Annotated in this window: 21 protein-coding genes; 15 read left to right on the top strand and 6 right to left on the bottom strand. The window is 47.3% G+C overall.

Annotated features, from left to right (window positions below):
• The first annotated feature begins 56 nt into the window (after positions 1–56).
• Both DYB02_RS17355 and DYB02_RS17350 read left to right on the top strand, forming a co-directional pair.
• Complete coding sequence (locus DYB02_RS17355; RefSeq protein WP_025624905.1) at positions 57–1,598, top strand: NAD(P)H-hydrate dehydratase; 1,542 nt, start codon at positions 57–59, stop codon at positions 1,596–1,598.
• Between the two features lie 433 nt (positions 1,599–2,031).
• Complete coding sequence (locus DYB02_RS17350; protein ID WP_005463577.1) at positions 2,032–3,078, top strand: GMP reductase; 1,047 nt, start codon at positions 2,032–2,034, stop codon at positions 3,076–3,078.
• Positions 3,079–3,129: 51 nt separating this feature from the next.
• Here DYB02_RS17350 and DYB02_RS17345 read toward each other — a convergent pair whose 3' ends face one another.
• The 3 genes from DYB02_RS17345 to DYB02_RS17335 all read right to left on the bottom strand — a co-directional run bounded on the left by DYB02_RS17345 (position 3,130) and on the right by DYB02_RS17335 (position 6,921).
• Positions 3,130–5,163, bottom strand: a complete 2,034-nt coding sequence (locus tag DYB02_RS17345) for an acetoacetate--CoA ligase (RefSeq protein ID WP_029806716.1) — start codon at positions 5,161–5,163, stop codon at positions 3,130–3,132.
• An 82-nt stretch (positions 5,164–5,245) separates the two neighbouring features.
• The gene (locus tag DYB02_RS17340; RefSeq protein ID WP_029803636.1) at positions 5,246–6,172 is read right to left on the bottom strand and encodes an electron transfer flavoprotein subunit alpha/FixB family protein; all 927 of its coding nucleotides are present in this window, start codon (positions 6,170–6,172) and stop codon (positions 5,246–5,248) included.
• The gene (locus tag DYB02_RS17335) at positions 6,169–6,921 is read right to left on the bottom strand and encodes an electron transfer flavoprotein subunit beta/FixA family protein (protein ID WP_029803502.1); all 753 of its coding nucleotides are present in this window, start codon (positions 6,919–6,921) and stop codon (positions 6,169–6,171) included. The genes DYB02_RS17340 and DYB02_RS17335 overlap by 4 nt, the downstream gene beginning before the upstream one ends.
• A 138-nt stretch (positions 6,922–7,059) precedes the next feature.
• Here DYB02_RS17335 and DYB02_RS17330 point away from each other — a divergent pair, with 138 nt between their 5' ends.
• From DYB02_RS17330 to DYB02_RS17280, 10 genes are all read left to right on the top strand, one after another.
• A complete protein-coding gene (locus tag DYB02_RS17330) occupies positions 7,060–8,697 on the top strand; it encodes an electron transfer flavoprotein-ubiquinone oxidoreductase (RefSeq protein WP_029803634.1) in 1,638 nt (545 codons plus the stop codon).
• A gap of 242 nt (positions 8,698–8,939) precedes the next feature.
• Complete coding sequence (locus DYB02_RS17320) at positions 8,940–9,740, top strand: ABC transporter ATP-binding protein (RefSeq protein ID WP_029803632.1); 801 nt, start codon at positions 8,940–8,942, stop codon at positions 9,738–9,740.
• Positions 9,740–11,692, top strand: a complete 1,953-nt coding sequence (locus tag DYB02_RS17315; protein ID WP_025540111.1) for a long-chain fatty acid--CoA ligase — start codon at positions 9,740–9,742, stop codon at positions 11,690–11,692. The genes DYB02_RS17320 and DYB02_RS17315 overlap by 1 nt, the downstream gene beginning before the upstream one ends.
• Entirely contained in the window at positions 11,692–12,585 is an 894-nt protein-coding gene (locus tag DYB02_RS17310; protein WP_005463595.1) for a branched-chain amino acid ABC transporter permease, read from the top strand. Before DYB02_RS17315 ends, DYB02_RS17310 begins: the two co-directional genes overlap by 1 nt.
• An 11-nt stretch (positions 12,586–12,596) precedes the next feature.
• Positions 12,597–13,664 carry a branched-chain amino acid ABC transporter permease gene (locus DYB02_RS17305; RefSeq protein WP_005463596.1) on the top strand — a complete coding sequence of 356 codons (1,068 nt, stop codon included), beginning with the start codon at positions 12,597–12,599 and terminating at the stop codon, positions 13,662–13,664.
• A gap of 45 nt (positions 13,665–13,709) precedes the next feature.
• Positions 13,710–14,954 (top strand): ABC transporter substrate-binding protein, encoded by a 1,245-nt coding sequence (locus DYB02_RS17300; protein WP_005499215.1) that lies wholly within the window; start codon positions 13,710–13,712, stop codon positions 14,952–14,954.
• 68 nt (positions 14,955–15,022) lie between these two features.
• The gene (locus DYB02_RS17295) at positions 15,023–15,844 is read left to right on the top strand and encodes an ABC transporter ATP-binding protein (protein ID WP_005477074.1); all 822 of its coding nucleotides are present in this window, start codon (positions 15,023–15,025) and stop codon (positions 15,842–15,844) included.
• Between the two features lie 9 nt (positions 15,845–15,853).
• The gene (locus DYB02_RS17290) at positions 15,854–17,056 is read left to right on the top strand and encodes a phenylacetate--CoA ligase family protein (protein ID WP_029803630.1); all 1,203 of its coding nucleotides are present in this window, start codon (positions 15,854–15,856) and stop codon (positions 17,054–17,056) included.
• Positions 17,057–17,222: 166 nt separating this feature from the next.
• Positions 17,223–17,825 (top strand): methyltransferase domain-containing protein, encoded by a 603-nt coding sequence (locus DYB02_RS17285; protein WP_029803629.1) that lies wholly within the window; start codon positions 17,223–17,225, stop codon positions 17,823–17,825.
• Positions 17,826–18,015: 190 nt separating this feature from the next.
• The gene (locus DYB02_RS17280) at positions 18,016–18,432 is read left to right on the top strand and encodes a hypothetical protein (protein ID WP_020838025.1); all 417 of its coding nucleotides are present in this window, start codon (positions 18,016–18,018) and stop codon (positions 18,430–18,432) included.
• 182 nt (positions 18,433–18,614) lie between these two features.
• On the opposite strand, the gene DYB02_RS17275 is transcribed toward DYB02_RS17280, so the two are convergent.
• Both DYB02_RS17275 and DYB02_RS17270 read right to left on the bottom strand, forming a co-directional pair.
• On the bottom strand, positions 18,615–19,277 hold the full coding sequence (locus DYB02_RS17275; RefSeq protein ID WP_029803627.1) for a c-type cytochrome: 663 nt from the start codon (positions 19,275–19,277) through the stop codon (positions 18,615–18,617).
• A 43-nt stretch (positions 19,278–19,320) separates the two neighbouring features.
• Positions 19,321–20,634 carry a molybdopterin-dependent oxidoreductase gene (locus DYB02_RS17270; RefSeq protein ID WP_025556166.1) on the bottom strand — a complete coding sequence of 438 codons (1,314 nt, stop codon included), beginning with the start codon at positions 20,632–20,634 and terminating at the stop codon, positions 19,321–19,323.
• Between the two features lie 234 nt (positions 20,635–20,868).
• Between DYB02_RS17270 and DYB02_RS17265 the strand changes: the two genes are divergently transcribed.
• The 3 genes from DYB02_RS17265 (at position 20,869) to DYB02_RS17255 (ending at position 22,511) form a co-directional block, all read left to right on the top strand.
• A complete protein-coding gene (locus DYB02_RS17265; RefSeq protein WP_029803625.1) occupies positions 20,869–21,225 on the top strand; it encodes a MerR family transcriptional regulator in 357 nt (118 codons plus the stop codon).
• Between the two features lie 58 nt (positions 21,226–21,283).
• Positions 21,284–21,661 carry a carboxymuconolactone decarboxylase family protein gene (locus DYB02_RS17260; protein ID WP_029803623.1) on the top strand — a complete coding sequence of 126 codons (378 nt, stop codon included), beginning with the start codon at positions 21,284–21,286 and terminating at the stop codon, positions 21,659–21,661.
• A 94-nt stretch (positions 21,662–21,755) separates the two neighbouring features.
• Positions 21,756–22,511, top strand: coding sequence for a PhzF family phenazine biosynthesis protein (locus DYB02_RS17255; RefSeq protein WP_029803621.1), 756 nt, complete (start codon positions 21,756–21,758; stop codon positions 22,509–22,511).
• A 70-nt stretch (positions 22,512–22,581) separates the two neighbouring features.
• Here the strand turns inward: DYB02_RS17255 and DYB02_RS17250 are convergent, their stop codons facing one another.
• Positions 22,582–22,710, bottom strand: coding sequence for a DUF2474 domain-containing protein (locus DYB02_RS17250; RefSeq protein WP_015313385.1), 129 nt, complete (start codon positions 22,708–22,710; stop codon positions 22,582–22,584).
• Positions 22,711–22,728: the final 18 nt, after the last annotated feature.

Raw genomic sequence — 22,728 nt, 5'->3', positions numbered from 1 at the left:
ACCTTGGCTTTTTTGTATACTTATAATTGTGTTTCCCCAATGCGCAGAGCCTAAATATGGACTTTAATCTCGCCTTAAAACTCTACACCGCCGAGCAAGTCAAAAACGGAGAAGTGGTTGCCGCCCACATGGCAGGCGTTTCTATGTATAGCCTAATGCAGCGAGCTGGCATGGCTGTTTACGAACGATTTCTTCATTTATACCCAAGAGCGAAAAACGTTCTTGTCGTTTGTGGCAAAGGCAACAACGGCGGCGATGGCTACGTGTTTGCATCCCTTGCAAAACAAGCTCAGCTGAATGTTCAAGTTTTTCAAATTGGTGATGTAACGCAGCTTCAGGGCGATGCATTGCGTGCGTATCAGGACTGGCAAACCGTTGATGGTAAAAACAGCAGTTGGGATGATTGGAATACTGCGTTACTTGAAGCGGAAGTGATCATCGACGCTATGTTAGGCACGGGGCTAAAGGGTGAAGTCCGAACTGAATATCGTCGTTATATAGAGCAGATCAACCAAATTCAGTGCCCGGTTATTGCGGTCGATATCCCGTCCGGCTTGTGCGCTAACACTGGCTCAGTTTTAGGGGACGCAATCCAAGCTGACCATACAGTTACCTTCATCGGCGTTAAGCAAGGGTTATGTACCGCTCAAGCGAGAGACCGAATTGGTGAGCTGCACTTTTGTGGTTTGGGCGTTAACGTGGAATTCGATTCCATAGAAGAAGAAAGCGCACTGGGCATTGACCATAAAGTCATCCCTCGTTTGCTTCCAAAACCAAAAGCGACCGCTCACAAAGGTGATAACGGTAAATTACTTTGCGTCGGCGGGAATCAAGGTATGTCTGGTGCAATCCGTTTGTGCGCGTCTGCGGCGGTTCGAAGCGGGGCAGGGTTAACAGCAAGTATTACGCACCCAGATAGTTTCATCCCTCTGCAGGTCAGTTGCCCAGAAGTGATGAGTCAAAGCATAACCACGGACTTACTCAGAGACACGGAAAACGCGCTCACTAAGCGTATTCGCTGGGCAGATGTTTTGGTGTTTGGCCCCGGTTTTGGCGACGATGAGTGGGCGTATCAAGCTTATCAATACCTATCTCAAGAACAAAAACCGAAAGTTGTGGATGCGGATGGTCTAAATATTCTGGCAATGTTAAGTCAACGATGTGATGGCACATTGGTGTGTGACAACCAACGCGTCATCACTCCTCATCCGGGAGAAGCCGCTCGCTTGTTAAATGTGACCACTCAACAGATTGAAAGTGATCGATATTCCGCAGCACGCCAACTGCAAGAACGCTATGGTGGCGTAGTGGTGTTAAAAGGTGCAGGAACGCTGGTTTTTGATGGTGTCAGAATGTATGTGTGCCTCGCAGGTAATCCGGGCATGGCGACGGGCGGAATGGGTGACGTACTTTCTGGTGTGATTGGCGCACTGCTTGCCAAAGGTTTACCGATCTCTATCGCAGCGCGATTAGGAGTCATGATTCATAGCCACGCTGCCGATCTCAATGCAGAAAAACATGGAGAAGTGGGATTATTAGCCACAGATGTCGTGGAGACTCTTCGCACTGCGACTCATATTAAGCGAGCGAAAAACTGAATCTCGGGCGAAAATGTGACTTTAAAAGTGAAATTTCTTTAATGATCTTTGATATGTATACGCGAGATTGAAGATTAAACGGTTGAGTTTTAATCAGCTTTGAGAGGTATATCGGCCAAGATAAAAGTGAATGACGCAAAGGTTTGCGCAATGGATTAGCTTTTAGGTTTTCTTAAGTTGTTGAATTTGTTAATTAAGAAGAAAAAAGAGTGTCTTGAAAGGGATTTTTGATATGCGATTTTCAAGATGGTAACACAAAAAAAATGCAAATATCAGACTTGTAGGAAAGAAATCACAGCCTATAATGCTGAAAACCGGAGCGTCTGCCAACGCTCCGGTTTTTTTGTGTCCGAAGAACAGTGAACCCGTCTGCCAACGGTTTCACTACGCACTCTGAGATGACACATATACATATGAATCAAGGAATTACACAATGCGTATCGAACAAGAACTTAAGTTAGGTTTTAAAGATGTACTGTTTCGCCCGAAACGTTCTACCCTGAAAAGCCGTTCTCAAGTAAATTTAACCCGCGATTTTACATTCAAGCATAGTGGTCGTCAATGGTCTGGTGTGCCTGTAATCGCAGCGAACATGGATTCAGTTGGTAGCTTTGAAATGGCTAAAGCACTGGCTGAGCATGGTGTAATGACAGCCGTTCACAAACACTACACAGTGAACGACTGGGCAGACTTCGTAAAATCTGCTGACAACGCAACGCTAAAAAACGTGATGGTGTCTACGGGAACTTCTGACGCAGATTTCCAAAAAACAAAAGACATCATGGCACTTTCTGACGAGCTCATCTTTATCTGTGTTGATATCGCGAACGGCTACTCAGAGCATTTAGTTGAGTACGTAGAGCGTGTACGTGCAGAGTTTCCAGACAAAGTGATCTCTGCGGGTAACGTGGTTACTGGTGATATGTGTGAAGAGCTTATTCTTGCTGGCGCAGACATCGTAAAAGTGGGCATTGGCCCAGGTTCAGTATGTACTACTCGTGTCAAAACGGGTGTGGGTTATCCTCAGCTTTCTGCAATCATTGAGTGTGGTGATGCGGCGCACGGCCTGGGTGGTATGATCATCGGTGACGGTGGTTGTTCATGCGCGGGTGACGTATCAAAAGCGTTTGGCGGCGGTGCAGACTTCGTGATGCTTGGCGGTATGTTAGCGGGTCACGAAGAGTCAGGCGGCGAGATCATCGAGAAAGATGGTGAGACTTTCATGAAGTTCTACGGCATGTCTTCTCAGTCGGCAATGGACAAGCACTCTGGTGGTGTGGCTAAGTACCGTGCCGCTGAAGGTAAAACCGTACTATTGCCATTCCGTGGCAGTGTTCACGGTACGATCTCAGATATCCTTGGTGGTGTGCGTTCAACCTGTACCTACGTAGGCGCAGCGAAGCTTAAAGAACTAACGAAGCGTACGACTTTCATCCGCGTACAAGAGCAAGAGAACAACGTATTCGGTAAAGAGAAGTAATTTAAACTTCGAATAAATTGAAATCGTAAGAGCCGCAATAGCGGCTCTTTTTTATAGCGCATTGGTCAGTACTGGCTGTGTTTCAACGGCAATTGCCGCTATCTCTTCCAAAACCTCTGGATTCGCAATTGCGCCGATATTTTTAACTGTCTGACCATTCACGACCTGCTTTACTGCCAGTTCAACCGTTTTACCGGAACGCGTTCGTGGAATATCACTGAGTGCGAAGATCTTGCGCGGGACATGTCGCGGTGAGCAGTTCGCTTTCAACGTTTGGCGGATCAAGTCAGTCAGTTGTGGCGTTAACTCAACACTTTGGCTTAATTTGACGAATAACCAGATCTCTTCAGATTGCTGGCTCAACTTACCGACGGCAATCGAATCTTCGATACCCGATAGCGCGTTCACTTGTTGATAGATTTCTGCTGTGCCAATACGTACTCCGCCGGGATTGAGCGTTGCGTCACTTCGGCCGTAGAAGATAAAGCCGCCGTTTGCGGTTTGCATGACGTCATCACCGTGGTGCCAAGTATCCGCAAATTTGCTCCAGTAAGCATCGTGATAACGTTCGCCATTGTCATGCCAAAAGCCGATAGGAAAGTTTGGCAGCGAGTTGTTACATGTCAGTTCTCCGCGTTGTGAAACTACTTCGCTCCCTGCGTCATCAAGCACTTTTACATTGTTGCCGAGCCCCGCACCTTGGCATTCCCCTTTGTAGACGGGAGAGATTGGGTTACCAAGAACAAAGCAGCCACAAATGTCGGTTCCGCCTGCGATGGAAGCTAAGTGTAAATCCTGTTTGATATGTTGATAAACGTAACTGAACTGCTCAGGATAGAGCACGGAACCTGTAGAGCATAAGGTCTTCAGCGAATCCAAATTATGCTCTGACCGAGGCGAATAATTGGCTTGCTCAAGCGCTTCGAGATACTTTGCAGAGGTACCAAACAGTGACACCGACTGTTCTTCCGCCAAGCGCCAAAGCACAGAATGGTCGGGGTACACGGGGCTACCGTCGTAAATCACCAACGTGGCACCGCTCGCGAGTGCGGAAACATGCCAGTTCCACATCATCCAACCACAAGTGGTGTAGTAGAAAACCTTGTCGAGAGGTTTAACATCGCAGTGCAGCTGATGTTCTTTCAAATGATTGAGTAAGGTTCCACCTACGGAATGGACAATGCACTTAGGCTGTCCAGTGGTTCCTGACGAATATAAAATGAATAACGGGTCATTAAACAGCGCTGGTTGGTAGTGAATAGCTTGTGGAGCAATGTGTTCAGACAACTCGCTCCATGTAATGAAGTCGGAGTCGGATCGTTCGTCTCTTGGTTTTAATTCGCTGCTTGGCGTTAAATAGTCAATTTGGCAAACGCTGATGGTGTTTCCGAGCTTGCTGCTAATCGCTCGGTTTTTTTGCGTCATATCGAAGATCTTGCCGCCAAATTGGTAGCCATTACAACAAAACAATACTTTGGGTGTCACTTGGCCGAACCGCTCCAACACGCTGTCGACGCCAAAGTCTGGAGAGGTCGATGTCCAAATAGCACCGAGGCTGGTGGTCGCGAGCATCGCGATTACGGTCTCAGGAAGGTAGGGCAAGTAGGCCGCCACGACATCTCCTTTGCCGACACCATTTGCAATCAACCATTGTTGGATGATGGACACTTGCTCAATCAACTGTTGACCAGAGAGCTGTTTTTGCTCGCCACTTTCATTGCTGAAAACAATCAATTGTCGCTCTGGTGATTGCTCTGCGTGTACAAGTAAATTCTGAGCGTAGTTAAGGGTTGTATCGCAGAACCAAACCGTATCTCTGTTGATATTTGGTGAGTTTGAATCGCTCCATTTTGGCTCGCCTAAACTTTTGACTTGTGAACCTAACTTGCCAACGACTTTACAAAATTGCCAAGTGTGCTGCCAAAATGCGTCATTGTGTTCAATAGACCAGCGGTGTAATGACGCATAATCGCTAATCTCATTACTTGCGCTGTTTCGTGCATTAGTGCTCTCGATAAATCGAAGCAGGTTACTGTCTCTGACTCGCTCAGCAGATGGCGACCAAATAGGAGTTTGGCTTGGCATAGTTCCCTCTATATTCAATCCATTGTTAACTTACATTGATCAAAAAGGGCGAGCATCATCTGCTCGCCCTTGGTCGGTTTATTTATAGTTGCTCAGCGAGCTGAGGCAATATCTCGAACAGATCGCCGACTAACCCATAATCCGCCACTTCGAAGATAGGGGAGTCCGGATCTTTGTTGATAGCGACAATCACTTTCGACTCTTTCATGCCGGCAAGGTGTTGGATTGCACCAGAGATCCCGACGGCAATGTAAAGCTTAGGCGCGACGATTTTGCCTGTTTGACCGACTTGTAAGTCGTTAGCGACAAAACCTGCATCGACAGCAGCGCGAGACGCGCCAATCGCCGCGCCGAGTTTGTCGGCGACTTTTTCGATAAGCTCGAAGTTCTCTTTGCTACCCACGCCACGACCACCAGAAATCACGATTTCCGCAGCGGTGAGTTCAGGGCGCTCAGAAACGGTCTTGTCGATAGCAACTAACTCTACAACGAGAGATTGAGCCGAGGTTTGCTGATGTTCAATATCGACTTGGCTGTTGCAAGCAACAGGATCAAAAGCAGATGCGCGCACGGTGACCACACGTAAACTGTCATTTGAAGTCACTTTAGCGAAAGCGTTGCCCGCATAAATTGGGCGTATAAACGTTTTGTCATCCACCACTTGAACGATGTCAGAGATTTGCCCAACACCACATTTAGCGGCGATACGTGGCGCAAGATCTTTGCCTTTGGATGATGAATTGGCCCAGATGCCGTCAAAGCTGTCTGCAAGTCCTACAACAACTGGCGCGATATTTTCCGCGAATTGGTGCACCAGCGATTCGTCGTCAATGCAAATTACTTTTGCAATACCATCGACACGGCTCGCTTGCTGAGCGACTTCTTCACATTGATAACCAATCACGAGCAATGTGTTATCTTGGCCCGCTTGACTTGCGGCATTCACGACTCTCAACGTATCGGCGTGCAGTTGGTTGTTGTCATGTTCTGCAATAATTAGATTCTTCATGAAATCACCTTCGCTTCGTTACGTAGCTTATCGAGAAGTTCTGAAACAGACTCCACTTTGATACCGGCTTTTCTTTGCGCTGGTGGGGTAACTTCCGTGATGGTTTGGCTGAACACAACTTCAACGCCCAAGCTCTCTGGTGTGATCGTGTCGAGGGGCTTACGTTTGGCCTTCATGATATTAGGTAGGGAAGCGAAGCGAGGCTCGTTTAAACGCAAATCAGTGCTGATCACCGCTGGCAAGTTCATTGCTACCGTCATCAATCCACCATCGACTTCTCGCACCACCTGCACTTTTTGGTCTTCAATTTTTACATCCGATGCAAAAGTAGCCTGAGGCCAGTCAAGCAAAGCGGCCAGCATCTGCGCGACTTGGTTGTTGTCCGTATCGATCGATTGTTTGCCGGTGATCACCAACTGAGCGTGCTCTTGTTCAACAATCGCTTTGAGCAACTTGGACACCACGAGCGGTTCAATCTTGTCCGCCGTGTCGATATGAATCGCGCGATCTGCTCCTAGTGCTAGGGCCGTGCGCAATTGTTCCTGACATTGTGTGCCGCCAGCACTCACAACGATGACTTCTTCTGCAATCCCTTGCTCTTTTAGTCGAACCGCTTCTTCAACGGCGATTTCGCAAAACGGGTTGATAGTCATCTTGACGTTATTGGTTTCAACATCGCTGTTGTCCGGTTTAACACGGACCTTAATGTAGGGATCAATGACCCTTTTAATTGGCACTAGTATTTTCACGTTAGATTCCTTTTTACAGTGAAGACTATGTGTTGACGTCTTTAAAATGATGTTAATTTACCTTTACGTTTGCGTCAACTTTAAATATATTATTGATTAACAATTTGGCAACATGCAAAAGAAGAAGGGAATACAACCATGGAAAGAGACTGCATGGAGTTTGATGTTCTGATTGTGGGTGCGGGCCCGGCGGGCTTGTCTGCTGCCTGTCGCGTCAAACAGTTGGCAATGGAAAAAGACCAAGAAATCTCAGTTTGTGTTGTAGAGAAAGGTTCGGAAGTGGGGGCGCACATTCTCTCTGGCGCGGTGTTTGAAACGCGCAGTTTGGATGAGTTGTTTCCGGATTGGAAAGAAAAGGACGCGCCGCTCAATACCAAAGTCAATCAAGATAAAACCTACTATTTCAGTAACGAACTTAATGGTCATGAACTGCCAATGTGGGCAGTGCCGAATACGCTGCATAACGATGGTAATTACATCATCAGTTTAGGTAATTTGTGCCGTTGGATGGCATCGCAAGCAGAAAACCTAGGCGTAGAAATCTACCCTGGCTTTAGTGCTAACCGAGCCATTATTGATGAACAAAACCGTGTTTGTGGCGTGCTTACTGGCGACATGGGGTTAGATAAAAACGGCGAGAAAAAAGTCAATTTCGAGCCGGGTATCGAACTTCGCGCTAAGTTTACTCTGTTTGCTGAAGGGGCTCGTGGCCATATTGGTAAGCAATTGATTAACAAATTTAATCTCGCTGAAGATAAAACGCCACAGCACTATGCGATTGGCTTTAAAGAGCTGTGGGAAATACCCGCAGAGCAACATCAGCAAGGATTGGTTGTTCATGGGTTAGGTTGGCCGTTGGCAAACGAAGCAAGTGGTGGCAGTTATCTTTATCATCTTGAGGGCAACCAAGTCGCAGTTGGCCTGATTGTTGACCTTAATTACGAAAATCCCCACCTGAGTCCGTTTGACGAATTTCAGCGTTTTAAACATCACCCGTTGATTGAGCAGTACCTGAAAAACGGTAAGCGCATCAGCTATGGGGCTAGGGCGATTGCCAAAGGCGGCTTTCATTCCCTTCCGACCCAACAATTTGCGGGTGGACTATTGATTGGCTGCGATGCTGGCACGCTCAATAGCGCGAAAATCAAAGGCACGCATACCGCGATGAAGTCGGGGATACTCGCCGCTGAAGCCGTTTTTGAAGCGGTTTCAAATCAATCGGTTATTGCCGACTACCAAAGCCATTTCAAACAGTCATGGCTATATGAAGAGCTTTATCAAGCACGCAATTTCTCTAGCGGAATACACCGTTTTGGCTCTTGGTTAGGTGGTGGTTTAGCGATGTTGGAACACAACGTGTTAAAAGGCAAAGCAAAGTGGAATGTACGTTGTGAACATCCCGATCATCAGTCTTTGATTCTGGCGGAAAACAGCAATGAGATCCTCTATCCGAAGCCTGATGGCGTGTTGAGTTTCGACCGTCTTTCTTCCGTCTATTTATCCAATATTTTCCATGAAGAAGACCAACCGTGTCATTTGCAGCTTGCCAGCCAGCGCATTCCTATCGAACAGAACTTGGCGCTCTATGCCGAGCCCGCTCAACGCTATTGTCCTGCTGGGGTGTATGAAATTGTAGAAGGTGCAGAGCAAGCCGAATTACAGATTAATGCGGCGAACTGTATTCACTGTAAAACCTGCGATATCAAAGACCCAAGTCAAAACATCACCTGGATGCCTCCTGAAGGTGGTGGTGGTCCCAACTACCCAAATATGTAGTGGTCTGAGAATAATTTTTATTAACAACTTATTTACTTAAAGTTTGCGTCAGTTCAAATCTTTATCGGTGAACTCGATTGCAACTTAATCTTCAAGGCACTATTCTGATTTTAAATTGACGTTTACGTAAACTGAATTAAAAGTTGATGCATAGGTGTAGAAGCGGTTACCAGTATCAAAGTGAAGTTTGATATCGAAATAGTGCTCAAGGAAACGCACTCAAAATGAAAGGGAGATCAACTATGGTATCGGAAACACCTCTTTTGCAGGTAAACGATATTTCATTGGCCTTTGGTGGGGTGAAAGCGTTAACCGACGTGAGCTTCCATGTGAACGAGAAGGAAATTTTCTCAATCATCGGTCCCAATGGTGCTGGTAAAACCTCGATGCTCAACTGCATCTCTGGCCGATACACTCCGAACAAAGGTTCGGTCATCTTTGCTGGAAGCGACGTAACCAAACGTACCCCGAGCCAACGCGCTGAGTTAGGTCTGGGCAGAACCTTCCAAAACTTAGCCCTCTTTTCACACATGTCTGTGCTCGACAACATCATGGTTGGCCGACACCACCTGTTGAAAAATAACTTCGTGACAGGCCCGCTTTACTGGTTCTCTAACGCGCAAAAAGAAGAGATGGCACACCGCAAATACGTGGAAGATGTCATCGATTTTCTTGAAATCCAACACATCCGCAAAGCCACCGCTGGCACGCTTTCTTACGGTTTACGTAAACGTGTCGAGCTTGCGCGCGCAATAGCGTTAAGACCAAAACTTCTTTTACTCGATGAGCCGATGGCCGGTATGAACCTTGAAGAAAAGGAAGACATGGCACGTTACATCATGGATCTGAACGAAGAACTCGACATCACCATCATCATGATCGAACACGACATGGGCGTGGTGATGGATATCTCCAATCGCGTGTTGGTTTTGGATTTTGGTAAACACATTGCCATGGGCGAACCGGAAGAAGTGATGGCGAACCCACACGTGAAACAGGCTTATTTGGGTGAAGAACTACCGACATTAGAGGAGAGTGCATAATGGCACAGCAACATAATGATTGGGCAGATATAACCAGCTTAGATACCTTTCCAAAAGTGTTGCAGCACAATGCCAAGCACTGGCCAGAGCAAGTGGCAATGCGTGAGAAAGAGTTCGGTATTTGGCGAGAGTTTACTTGGCAGGATTACGAAAACCGAGTCAAGTGGATGGCATTATCGCTACAAGATTTAGGCATCGGCGAGCAAGATGTTGTGGGGCTTTTAGGCGACAACCGACCTGAATGGGTGTGGGGTGAACTGGCTGCGCACGCGATCAAAGGCTATTCATTGGGTATCTATCAAGACTCCATGCATGAAGAAGTGGCGTACTTAATCAACTACGCCAAAGCCAAAGTTGTGATTGCCGAAGATGAAGAGCAATGCGACAAACTTCTTGAGCTTGGGGATGAAATTCCAAGTGTGGAATACATTATTTACTGCGATCCACGCGGGATGCGCAAATACGATGATCCGCGACTGATCGATGTTGAGCAGGTCTACAAAAAAGGTCAGCTGATCGATAAAGCGGACCCAGATAAGTATCTCAATATGGTTGCCGCAACCAAAGGCAGTGATCTCTCGATTCTTTGTACTACTTCGGGTACGACCTCAAAACCGAAATTGGCGCAACTTCACAGCGGCACGTTCTTAGATCACTGTGCGGCTTACTTGCGTGCGGACCCACGTTCTCCAGGCGACAATTACGTTTCTGTTCTTCCTCTTCCTTGGATCATGGAGCAGGTGTATGTGGTTGGTCAGGCGTTGATTTCTCGTCAAATCGTCAACTTTGTTGAAGAGCAAGAGACCATGATGTCGGACTTACGCGAGATTGGCCCGAACTTCGTGTTACTGGCACCGCGCGTGTGGGAAAACATTGTGGCAGACGTGTCTGCACGCATGATGGATTCCACACCGTTTAAGCAGAAGATGTACAAACTGGGCATGAGCTTAGCGAACAAAGCGCTGGATCAGGGCAAGCGTTCTAAGCTGGCCGAATGGATTCTTCTACGCGCTCTACGCGACCGTTTAGGTTTCTCGAATCTGTCTTCTGCGGCTACCGGTGGTGCGGCAATGGGGCCAGATACTTTCCGTTACCTACAAGCGATCGGTGTGCCACTTAAGCAGCTTTATGGTCAGACCGAAATGTGTGGCGCGTACACCGTACACCAAGCCGATGACGTGGATTACGATTCAGTCGGCGTTGCGTTTGACAATGCAGACGTGAAAGTCATCAACCCAGACAGCAACGGGGTGGGTGAGATCATCGCGAAAAGTACTGGCATGTTTACCGGCTATCTCAATAACCAAGCGGCGTACGATGAAGATGTGCAAGACGGCTGGATGCACACAGGCGATGCGGGCTACTTTAAAGATTCTGGTCACTTAGTCGTTATCGACCGTTTGAAAGACATGTCGGAAACCAGCCATGGCGACCGTTACTCTCCGCAGTTCATTGAAAACAAACTCAAGTTCTCGCCATTTATCGCAGAAGCGGTGGTGGTGGGTAAAGGCCGACCTTGGCTCTCCGCAATTATCTGTATTCGTTACGCGATCGTCGCGAAGTGGGCAGAGCAAAAGGGCATTGCATTCACCAACTACACCAACCTTTCTTCTCAACCTGAAGTCTATCAAGCGATTCGTGAAGAAGTGCTGAAAGTGAATGAATCGCTGCCAGACGCACAGAAAATCAGCAAATTCATTCTGCTTTATAAAGAGCTGGACGCGGATGACGGCGAGCTAACTCGTACACGTAAAGTGCGTCGTGGTGTGGTTGCCGAGAAATACGGTGACATCATCGAAACCATTTACAGCGCCGCGCCGACTGTGGACGTCGATACGGTGATCACTTATCAGGATGGAACCAAGACACGCATTCAAACGTCGCTGGTGATAGAAACGCTTATTCAACATGAGCTGACACTGGTGGATAGCGAACAACGGAGGATCGCATAGTGAATACGGATTTATTACTGCAACTAGTCATTAATGGCGTGATCGTCGGCATGTTGTATGGCGTGGTCGCCATGTGCTTTGTACTGATTTACAAATCAACTCAGGTGGTGAACTTTGCTCAGGGTGAGTTTCTTCTGATCGGCGCGTGGGTGTGTTGGGCTGCATTGGTTCATCTGCAACTGCCGTTTTTCGTCGGCTTCTTACTCACTCTCGCCTTTATGATGGTGTTTGGTATCGCCGTGCAAACCATTGTGCTCAGGCCGTTGATTGGTGAGCCGATCATCTCGGTGATCATGGTGACGATTGGTTTGTCGATGTTCTTCCAAGCACTGATGAAATGGATGTTTGGTGTGTCTGCGGTGTCGTACCCACAGGTATTCGAAACTAACGTCGTTAATATTGGTGGTTTGAACGTGGAATTTGCTTACATCCTCAGTTTGATCTTCTCGATGATCATCATGGGCGCGTTCTACTGGTTCTTCAAATTCAGCAAAATGGGTTTGGCGATGCGAGCGACCGCATTTAACCAGCAGGTCGCCCAGAGTCTTGGCATTTCCATCAAGAAAGTGTTCGCCATCAGTTGGGCTATTTCGGCGATGGTATCCGCGACAGCAGGGATTGTTATCGGGATCGTAAATGGCGTATCAGACGCGTTATCTATCATCGGCATCAAAGTGTTCCCAGCGGTTATTTTAGGTGGCTTGGATTCCGTGGTTGGTGCAATCGTCGGTGGTATCACCATCGGGGTGCTGGAGAACTTGGCTGAGTTCTTTGATAGCCAATATCTGCAAGTCGGTAACCTTTACAACATCGCACCGTTCTATGTGCTGTTAATCATTCTTGCCTTCAAGCCATACGGCCTGTTTGGTACCAAAGATATTGAGCGTATTTAAGGAGAAATACTATGGCTCAACTTAGCATGCGCCCATGTGGGGATTTTCGAACCACATACAAAAGTGATACGCCAATTTTTGAAACCAAAACCATCAGAAGCCTAGCGATAGCGGGTGTGATCGCCATGCTGGCCGCACCTCTGGTACTGGATATTTACTTCCTCAACCTGTTTATTCAGATTGCGTACCTCGGTATTGCGGCCCTTGGTTTGAACATTTTGGTCGGCTTTACCGGACAAATATCTCTAGGTCACGGTGCGTTCTTTGGCTTTGGCGCGTTTGCATCGGCTTGGCTGAACAACCAGTTCAACATTCCGGTGGTGTTTGCCATTCCGCTCGCGGGTTACTTGACCATGATCGTCGGGATGCTCTTTGGCTTGCCAGCCGCGCGAATCAAAGGTTTGTACCTTGCGATTGCAACTTTAGCCGCGCAGTTCATTTTGGAAGACTTCTTTGCTCGCGCGGAGTGGTTCAGTGGTGGTTCATACGGTGCGAGTGCCAGCCCAATCAACCTGTTTGGCTTCGAGTTCTCGACCGATGAAAGCTTCTTCTATGTTGCACTGTTTGCGCTGATCTTTATGTATCTATGGGCTTCCAACCTCATCCGTTCTCGTGATGGTCGTGCGTTTGTTTCGGTACGCGATCATTACCTATCGGCTGAAATCATGGGTATCAACCTGACTAAATATCGTCTGCTCTCTTTTGGAGTGTGTGCGTTTTATGCAGGCATCGGCGGCGCGCTCTACGGGCATTACTTAGGGTTCGTTTCTGCCGAAGGCTTCACCATTATGATGTCTATTCAGTTCCTCGCGATGATCATCATCGGTGGTCTGGGATCGGTGAAAGGTACATTGATGGGCACGATCTTCATCGTGTTGCTACCGGAGGTTTTAGAGTTTGGTGTGACGGGGCTAGCTGCGTTTAGCGATAACACGTCGTTCATTGATGGGCTTGCTTACTTCAAAGAAATGGCGATTGGTTTGGTCATCATGCTGTTCCTGATTTTTGAACCTCAAGGATTGTCGCATCGCTGGCAACAAATTCGAGCATATTGGAAACACTATCCGTTTTCTTATTAACGTGTACTTAAGTGGAATATACCTAAATAACAAGGACAACGAGTTATGAACAAAGGACATTTAGCGACAACGTTGGTGCTATCTTCGGCGCTGTTTACTACTGCATCTTGGGCAAAAGATTCTGTATTTGTCGGGCATCTGGTGGACTTCTCTGGGCCTACTGCTTATGTGAGCAAGCCTTACGGCTCTGGCGTGCGAGATGCGCTGCAGTGGATCAACCAAAATGGTGGCATCAACGGTACCGAACTGGAATTTGAAACGGTGGACATGGCGTACAAAGTGCCAGTGGCGATTTCTAACTACAAACGTTGGGTTGCGCGTAAAAACATGGTCGCGATGCAAGGGTGGGGCACAGCAGATACCGAAGCGCTGATCTCATTCGTAACCAAAGACAAAGTGCCGGTATTTTCGGCATCTTACTCGGGCCACTTAACGGACCCTACGGGCAAAAACCCGAAAACAGCCAAGCCTGCTCCCTACAACTTTTTCTATGGCGCTTCTTACTCAGATGCCTGTCGTGCATTGGTGAAATGGGCGAAAGAGGATTGGGAATCAAAAGGCAATACCACGGCACCTAAATTTACTCACATTGGTGATAACCATCCGTTCCCAAATGCACCAAAAGACGCGTGTGCGGAATACGCCAAAGAGCTGGGCTTTGAAGTACAAAATCCTGTGGTTGTCTCACTCAAACCGGGTGATTTCAAAGCGCAATGTTTGTCGCTAAAAGAATCCGGCACCAACTACGGTTACATCGCGAACCTAGGTGGCTCAGTCATTTCACTAGTGAAGTCATGTAACACGGTTGGCACGGAATTCCAGTACATGGCGAATATCTGGGGTGGTGATAAACCCGTAATTGAAGCGGCAGGTGACGGTCTGAAAGATTACGTGTTCCCAGGTATGACGGCATTCTGGGGCGACGATAGCGAAGGCATGAAGCTGGTTCAGCAAATCTCCAAACTGTCTGAATCTGAGCCGGGAGAGTTCCGAACTCACCATTACATTCGCGGCGTTTGTTCAGCGTTTTACATGAAAGAAGCGATGGAATGGGCGAAGGACAACGGCGGCATTACGGGTGAAAACATCAAGAAAGGCATGTACGTTCACAAAAACTGGGTTCCAAAAGGTCTAGAGGGCGTGTGTATTCCTGCTAACTGGCAACCAGAAGATCACCGCGGCACAACCACCGTAAACGTGTTTATGGGTAACAACCAAGGCGGTGCAGTAGACATCAAGAAAGTGTCTCAGGTGACATTGTCACGCCGTGACGATTGGCTAGGTTACTAACAACAAAACAAGAACAGGTGAGGGGATGCGATATACATCATCCCTTCCCCTGCACAAGGAGTGGCTTGATGAGTGAATTAGCAAGGGATATAGAACCAGCGGAGATCTTACTCTCGGTAAACAACATCGAAGTGGTCTACGACGAAGTTATTTTGGTTCTGCGTGGCGTGAGCCTTGAAGTACCTAAAGGTCAAATCGTGACGCTGTTAGGCGCGAACGGGGCAGGTAAATCGACCACACTAAAAGCCATTTCGGGTTTGTTAAAAACCGAAGATGGTGAAGTGACTCGCGGTGAAATTACCTTCATGGGCGAGCGTATCGACAACAAAAGCCCAGAAGAGATTGTCCGTTCGGGTATTTTCCAAGTGATGGAAGGGCGTCGAATTGTCGAAGACATGACGGTTATCGAGAACCTTCGTTTAGGTGCGTTTACCCGCAACGACAACGAAGTAGAGAAAGACATCGAAATGGTGTTTGATTACTTCCCTCGACTCAAAGAACGAACTGGTCTCGCGGGCTATTTGTCGGGCGGTGAGCAGCAGATGTTGGCTATTGGCCGCGCATTGATGGCGCGCCCGAAAATGATCTTACTTGATGAGCCGTCGATGGGGCTTTCACCACTGTTGGTGAAGGAAGTGTTCAGCATCATCGAGAAGATCAACAAAGACCAAGGCATTACCATGTTGCTGGTGGAACAGAACGCAAACTTTGCGCTGCATGCCGCCGATTACGGCTACATCATGGAGTCAGGCAAGATTGTGCTCGATGGCAGTAAGCACGAGCTGCTTAATAACGAAGACGTGAAAGAGTTCTATCTGGGTGGCGGCGATGAAGAGCGCAAGAGCTTCAAGAATCTTAAGTCTTACAAACGTCGTAAGCGCTGGTTGTAAGGAGCAGAGATGAACGAATTATTCGATGCAAAAGAGTCTTTATCTCCCGCTGAGAGAGAAGAATCGTTGTTTCAACGTCTGCCGACACTGATTGAAAACGCAAAAGCGAACAGCGAGCACTACGGCAACATCTTCGCAGATATCGACGCCTCAATCGCAAGTAACCGTGAAGGGCTCGCCCAGTTTCCGATCACTCGCAAATTCAATGTCCCAAGCCAGCAGCAACTCAAGCCGCCGTTTGGTGGTTTAAACAGCGTTGCAATCGGCCAGATGGCGCGTGTATTTCAATCTCCGGGACCGTTGTATGAGGCGCAAACGGATGAATCGGACTTCTGGCGTATGGGACGCGCGTTTCATGCCGCAGGATTTCGCCGTGGTGATTTAGTCCACAACACGCTCTCTTATCACTTCTCTCCGGGTGGATTCATTATGGATGGCGGTGCTAGAGCGTGTGGTTGCGCGGTATTTCCGGCAGGTGTTGGCAATACTGAAGCACAGATTGAAGCGATTAAACAGCTTCAGCCGACGGGTTACACGGGAACGCCATCTTATTTGTTGACGTTGTTACAGAAATACCAAGAGCAATACGGCGAGTTACCTAGCTTTACCAAAGCGTTAGTTTCTGGTGAAGCCGTCACCGCAGACATGCAACAGGCGTTTACGGACAAAGGCATTGCTGTATTTCAAGCCTACGCGAGTGCCGAGCTTGGTTTGATTGCGTATCAAGTTGCTGGTGAGCAAGGCTTAGTGATTGCTGAAGATATTATTGTCGAAATCGTTGATCCCGACGGTACGTCAGTCCAACCGGGAGAAGTCGGAGAAGTGGTCGTTACCTCACTTGATGACAAGTTTCCGCTGATTCGCTATGCAACGGGAGATTTATCGGCTTATTTAGACGCTGGCTCCGATTCGCCACGGACAAATGCGCGAATAAAGGGCTGGATGGGTCGTGCGGATTCGGCGGTAAAAGTCAAAGGTCTGTTTGTTTATCCGCATCAGATCCAAGAAGTCTGTCGTCGCCACGATATTAAAGGCTCCTTGAAAATTGAGCGCGATGGCTTCAACGATGCCATCACATTCTGTTGTCATGATGTACATGTATCGGCAGAGGACATTCAAGCGACACTTCAATCCGTCACCAAACTGAAAGGCAATGTTCAGTTTGTCGGAAACGATGCGGATCAGCCCTTGATCAATGATTTGCGCAGTTAAATGAATAATAAGAAGAGTCACGTCATTAACAACGTTAAACATCAACACTAGGCATTTAATGCTAGGCTATCAACGAAAAAGGGATACCGAGATTCATCGCGTATCCCTTTCTTTTTATGAGTGAATGCTTTTGTTGAATGTGTGCATGTAAGCGAGAACAAGAACGATGAAAAGCAAAGATTCACCAATCATCAATGAACAATTTTGGGATGCGCTGTTTTTCAACGGCACGATGCCTTGGGATCGTAACCAAACGCCAAACGAGCTGAAGCACTACTTAAAACGCATTGCTGACAAGGCTCACTCGGTGTTTATCCCTGGCTGCGGCGCAGCTTATGAAGTATCGCATTTTGTCGATTGCGGACATGACGTTATCGCGATGGATTACAGCGCAGAAGCTGTCAACCTTGCGAAATCTCAGCTTGGTCAATATCAAGATAAAGTGATGTTTGGGGATGTATTTAGTGCGGACTTTTCCCGATCGTTTGATGTGATTTATGAACGCGCTTTTTTAGCCGCACTGCCGAGAGAGATGTGGGATGAGTATTTTGCAATGATCGAACGTTTGCTACCAAGTAATGGCTTGCTGGTGGGGTATTTTGTTATCAGCGACGACTACCGATCGCGTTTTCCTCCTTTTTGTTTGCGTAGCGGAGAGATTGAACAAAAGCTAGCGGCCAACTTCCACCTAATCGAAAGCGCACCCGTTACCGACAGCGTTGATGTCTTCAAAGGCAAAGAACAGTGGATGGTGTGGCAGAAGAAATGAGGCCATGGTAATTCAATCTAACATTGTTGGTGATCTTTAGTTGTCCAATTACCTATTAGTAGTTTGGTAGTTGACTCATTTTTGGATTAGATATGGAGACATAGATGATACCGAATAGACACCTTGCTATCCTCGAACTCCATTGCCTAGACTTTAATCTGATTGCCCATGCTAAACGAAGGTATTCTTCATGAAAATAATGTCTAAATGTAATGTGTTCGTTATCTCTTTATTCACTTTGGGGCTTTTAGGCTGCGCAAGCACGAAAGACAATATGGTGGCCAAAGGGTTTCCTGTTCAATATGCAGAGGGTTTTGATGACGGGTGTCACAGTGGATACAAAGCGGCTGGAAGCTTGTTTGATGAATTTAAGAAAGACATTTCCCGATTTAACTCTGATAAAAAGTATGCTCAAGGTTGGTCTGATGGATTCAGACAGTGTGAGAGTGAACAGGAAGCAATTGAGCGTCAAACCCGAATAACAATAGAGCAGCAAAAGCTGATTGAACAACGCAAAGCCAATGAGCGCTCAGAGACATATCTTCTTGAAAAACATGCATTAGAAGGAGTCGATACAAGCGGACTTGAGAGTTTAACCCCCAAGTAGCGGTGGAGTTTTGTGATTGCGAGTCGATGTACTTTCCATACATTTAGTATTTCGCAAAACGACGTAAATGTATGGAATGGGTCGCAGTCGCTTACTATAACTGGCGGTCGCGCTGAACTTCACTTTGTCCAAGGACAGGTTGAGTCTCGTATAATCAAATAGCGATAGCCGCTGACGTTTGGTTACCCCCCATAATAGGTAGAAAGGTATTCTAGAATGGCTTCTCGGTCGTCGCCTGATAAATCTTCCATTCCTTGCTCCTCAATCATCCAGTCGAGGGTTTCATCCCATCTTTGGCGGCTTAGTCCTTGTTGTGTGACCATGTGTAACGAATGACAGGCTGAGCAGACTGCAGCGACGAGCTCCATATTCTCTCCCGGCGTTAATATCCCATCACCTGGCGATTTAACCTCCAATCCTGATGACGTCATATTCCAATTGGGTGGTGTCGGGTTTTTCGTTGTAAGCCATGCAATGATAGCCGCGCGCGCACCGGGATCTGTTACGCCAGGGAAGACCATGTTGGTTCCTGGCGCGAAGTCATTCGGATCGGATAAAAATGCGTTCAACTTTTCAGTGTCCCACTTTCCTTGATGTTGTCTAATTCCGTCGCTGTAATTGAAGCCCTCAAAACTGGCGATATTGCGTTCTGCTAGCCCCCATAAGGGCGGGCCAACCACCGTTACGCCATTCGGCTCAAATTGATGGCAGGCTTTACAAACCATGGCTTGCTTCTCGCCTGCTGCAATCAACTCGTCGTTATTCGCAAGTACAGGGTCACTCAACAAAGCCAAAAGGGTGAAAGCGAGCGGGAGTACCCGCTCTGATGGTTGTTTTGTTCTCACCGTGTTATGTCCCCTAATTTCTCACCATTCTGCTACAGACTCTTTAGCTTCGTACAATCAATGCAATGCGGTGGAAAGTGTTGTTGAGGTAACCTTTCGGATTCCATGCGATGGCAAAAGGCTGGCTGACGCCTTGATCGTCAGTCGCTTTCGCCCACACTTCGTAGTAACCCGCTTGAGGGAACTTCACCTTAGCATTGAACGTTTGCCAAGCACCGTCGTTAGCAGGAGCTGCGAGGTCGGCATCCATCCATGTTGCGCCAAAATCAATCGAAATCTGCACTTTGGTCACTTTTCGGTCGCCAGACCAAGCATGTCCGCGAATGGCGATTTCATTGCCATTGACTTCTGTGTTGGTTTGCGGAGAGGTGATGAGAGATTTTACTGGCATGCGCTCTATGATCTCGAAATCCTCTTTCGCCACGTTTTCTCCCGGGGCGACAGGTCGGTTAGGGACTCGATAGGAAGTGCCAGTCATCTTTGGTCCATCGTGTATTTGATCGCGAATTTGAATACGAGTGAGCCATTTTTGCGAACAAGAACCCGGCCAACCTGGAACCACTAAACGCAATGGCGCGCCATTCATAGGGTGAAGTGCTTCGCCGTTTTGGGCAAAGGCGATGAGATTTTCACTGCTCATGGCTTTAGCGATGGGTACGCCACGAGAAATTGGTAACTTGCCTTCTTTGCCTGAAAGATGCTTGTCGGCACCATAGTGCGCGGTGTAAATGGCTCCGTCTTTTACGCCTGCGGCTTTGAGCACGTCGGCCAAGCGAACGCCTGTCCAACTGGAGCAAGCCACAGCGCCGTAAGTCCATTGATTACCGGATGCTTTGGGATCAAAGAAAGCACGGCCGTTACCGCCACATTCAACGACCAGTTGTTGTTCTACGACATCGAAGTTCTTTTTGAGATCGGCAATCGACAGCGACATTGGTTTGTCGACCAATCCATCAATGGTCAACGTCCAAGTTTCAGGGTTCACGTCTGCTGGTGGAATACCGTTGTTGCGAATGAAATGGCGTCGAGTTGGAGTTACGTCGTCATTCAACAAATGAGGTGGGGTTTCTGCATTCATCGGTCTGTCGTTGAGCACCGTTAAACCGTCTTTGCCTTCGATCATGACGTCATCAAGACCCTCTGCAAAAGCTGCGGGGATGATGCCAGCCGGCATATTGCGATGGAATGGGATAAATCCACCAAGCGCGGCGGCCATGGTCGCTAAACCAGCGCCTTTTAGAAAACCGCGCCTGTCTGGGTAGCTGACTCGTCCAAAGACTTTCTCATCCGCAGATTTGGGATTGTTTTCATAATATTTATAGATCCCTTGCGGTTTGTTTTTTTCGTTCTCACTCATGATGTGTTCCTTTGTCGGCACACGCCCAAGAACTGCTACGTCATTCTCGTCCCTTAGTTCGTATCGCCGATCTCTACAGTTGCCTTACTAAAGGGTTTACATCAATAAAAGTAGACGACTATTTATAGTCTTAACAACATCGGTAAGAAACTAGACTGCTTGCTTTGCAAAGGTTATCCATAGTGTGGTTACATTACTTGTGGTCACAGGAAGGGATAATCTTCGGTAAAAATAATGAATATGAAAGAGTTTTCCAACGCAGTTGGGTTGTCGTCTTACACGCTTCGATACTATGAAAAAATTGGCTTACTGAAACATGTCCACCGAAATAGCAGTGGGCACCGTGTCTACACCCATCGAGATATTGATTGGGTCAACTTCATCAAGCGGCTGAAAGAGACGGGAATGCCGTTAGAAGATATTCAAGAATATGCTTCATTGAGGGAGATTGGCTCGCAAACGACTGCTGACAGACAAAAGCTTTTGGAAGTTCATCGAGATAATTTAATCGAACATATCCGACAACAAAATGAGCATCTGAAACGATTAGAAGAAAAAATAGATCTGTATAAAAGCGGAAAAGTACGTTGACTTAGAGTTCACTCTAACTTGTAAGGTGTGCGGGTATTCACTCAAAGGAGCACACAAAATGGAAAATACGCGATTTCAAACAGGGTTAGAGCAGTTATCAAAAATCGATGGAGAGGCTGGCCAAAAAGTTATCGAAAGCCTGAACGACATTTGCCCTGATTTAGCAAAGTTCACGATTGAGTACCCGTTTGGCGACATCTACACCCGTGAAGGGCTAGATCTAAAATCGCGAGAGATCGCTACGGTGTCCGCATTGACGGCGATGGGGAACTGTACTCCACAGCTTAAAGTGCATTTACACGCTGCGCTAAACGTTGGTTGCACGGAAGAAGAGATCAAAGAAGTGATCATACAAATGTCTGTTTACGCAGGATTTCTAGCTGCATTAAATGGCATGTTTGCCTTTAAAGAAGTACTCTCGGAAAGGCAGGTTTAGCTGCTTGCAAGCAACATTGAAAGTGAGCGTTAGGAGTCTCTAACGCTTTTATTTTTATATTTTTTAACGTGTTATTAAACCGCAAGGATGGTGGATGATTAAAGCGCAAATATATGATGTATTTTGTGATGAGTTGGCTCAAGGTAACCCTTGTGGCGTTGTCGAACTAAATCACTGGCTGAGTGATTCTGAGTTACTTCAAATCACTCATCAGGTCGCTCAACCTGTCACATCATTTGTGGTTAAGTCTGGCAGTGACTACCACATTCGTTGGTTTACTCTAGCAGGGGAAATCAACTTATGCGGACATGGGAGTTTAGGCGCAGGAGCCGCGCTCATTTCTAAATATCATCGGAATGAGGTCATTCTTCAAAGTTCGCATGGTCATATTACTGTTTCTGAACTGGGTGGAATGTACAGGATCGTGATGCCAAGTTGGCAAGCCAAGCCTCATGCCATCCCCTTGGATATTTCAGGCTTCTCAAATCGCCCCGTAGATGCTTTTACAACGCGTGATTTGGTTGTTGTTCTCGAATCCGAAGATGATGTTGTTTGCTATCATCCTAACTTTGATGAGCTGATTAAAATTGATGAGTTTCATGCTGTCATCGTGACGGCTCAAAGTTCTGATAGTGGCTATGTGCTGCGTTACTTTGCACCTAAAATCGGTATTTCAGAAGATCTTGCCACAGGTTCGGCTCAGTGCTCATTAGCGCCTTATTGGTTTGAAAAGCTGGGCAAAGAAAAATTGACGGCTCGTCAGCTATCTCGTGCTGGTGGTTATTTTGAAGTGGCTCGTGGTTCAGAATCTACTATCGTATTGTCTGCACACGTAAAAAGTCGCACTTAACTTTAAACGCCTCTAGCTCTGACCAAGAACCGGAGGCGGTCGATTTTTTGATTGTCCTATAAGTGCCGAGCTAAGATTTTAACCCTGCAGCGGTCATCATGACGCGAAACAGCATTGATACGAACCCCAGAGCTAGCACACTGGCCGCCCAGATCCCAACCATCCAAGCCCATTGGCGACACCAATTTTTGATTTTCATACTCACTCCTTGCCAACT

It is taken from the genome of Vibrio parahaemolyticus, from assembly GCF_900460535.1.
GTDB classification, from domain to species: domain Bacteria; phylum Pseudomonadota; class Gammaproteobacteria; order Enterobacterales; family Vibrionaceae; genus Vibrio; species Vibrio parahaemolyticus.
This window is presented reverse-complemented; position numbering and strand designations above follow the sequence as displayed.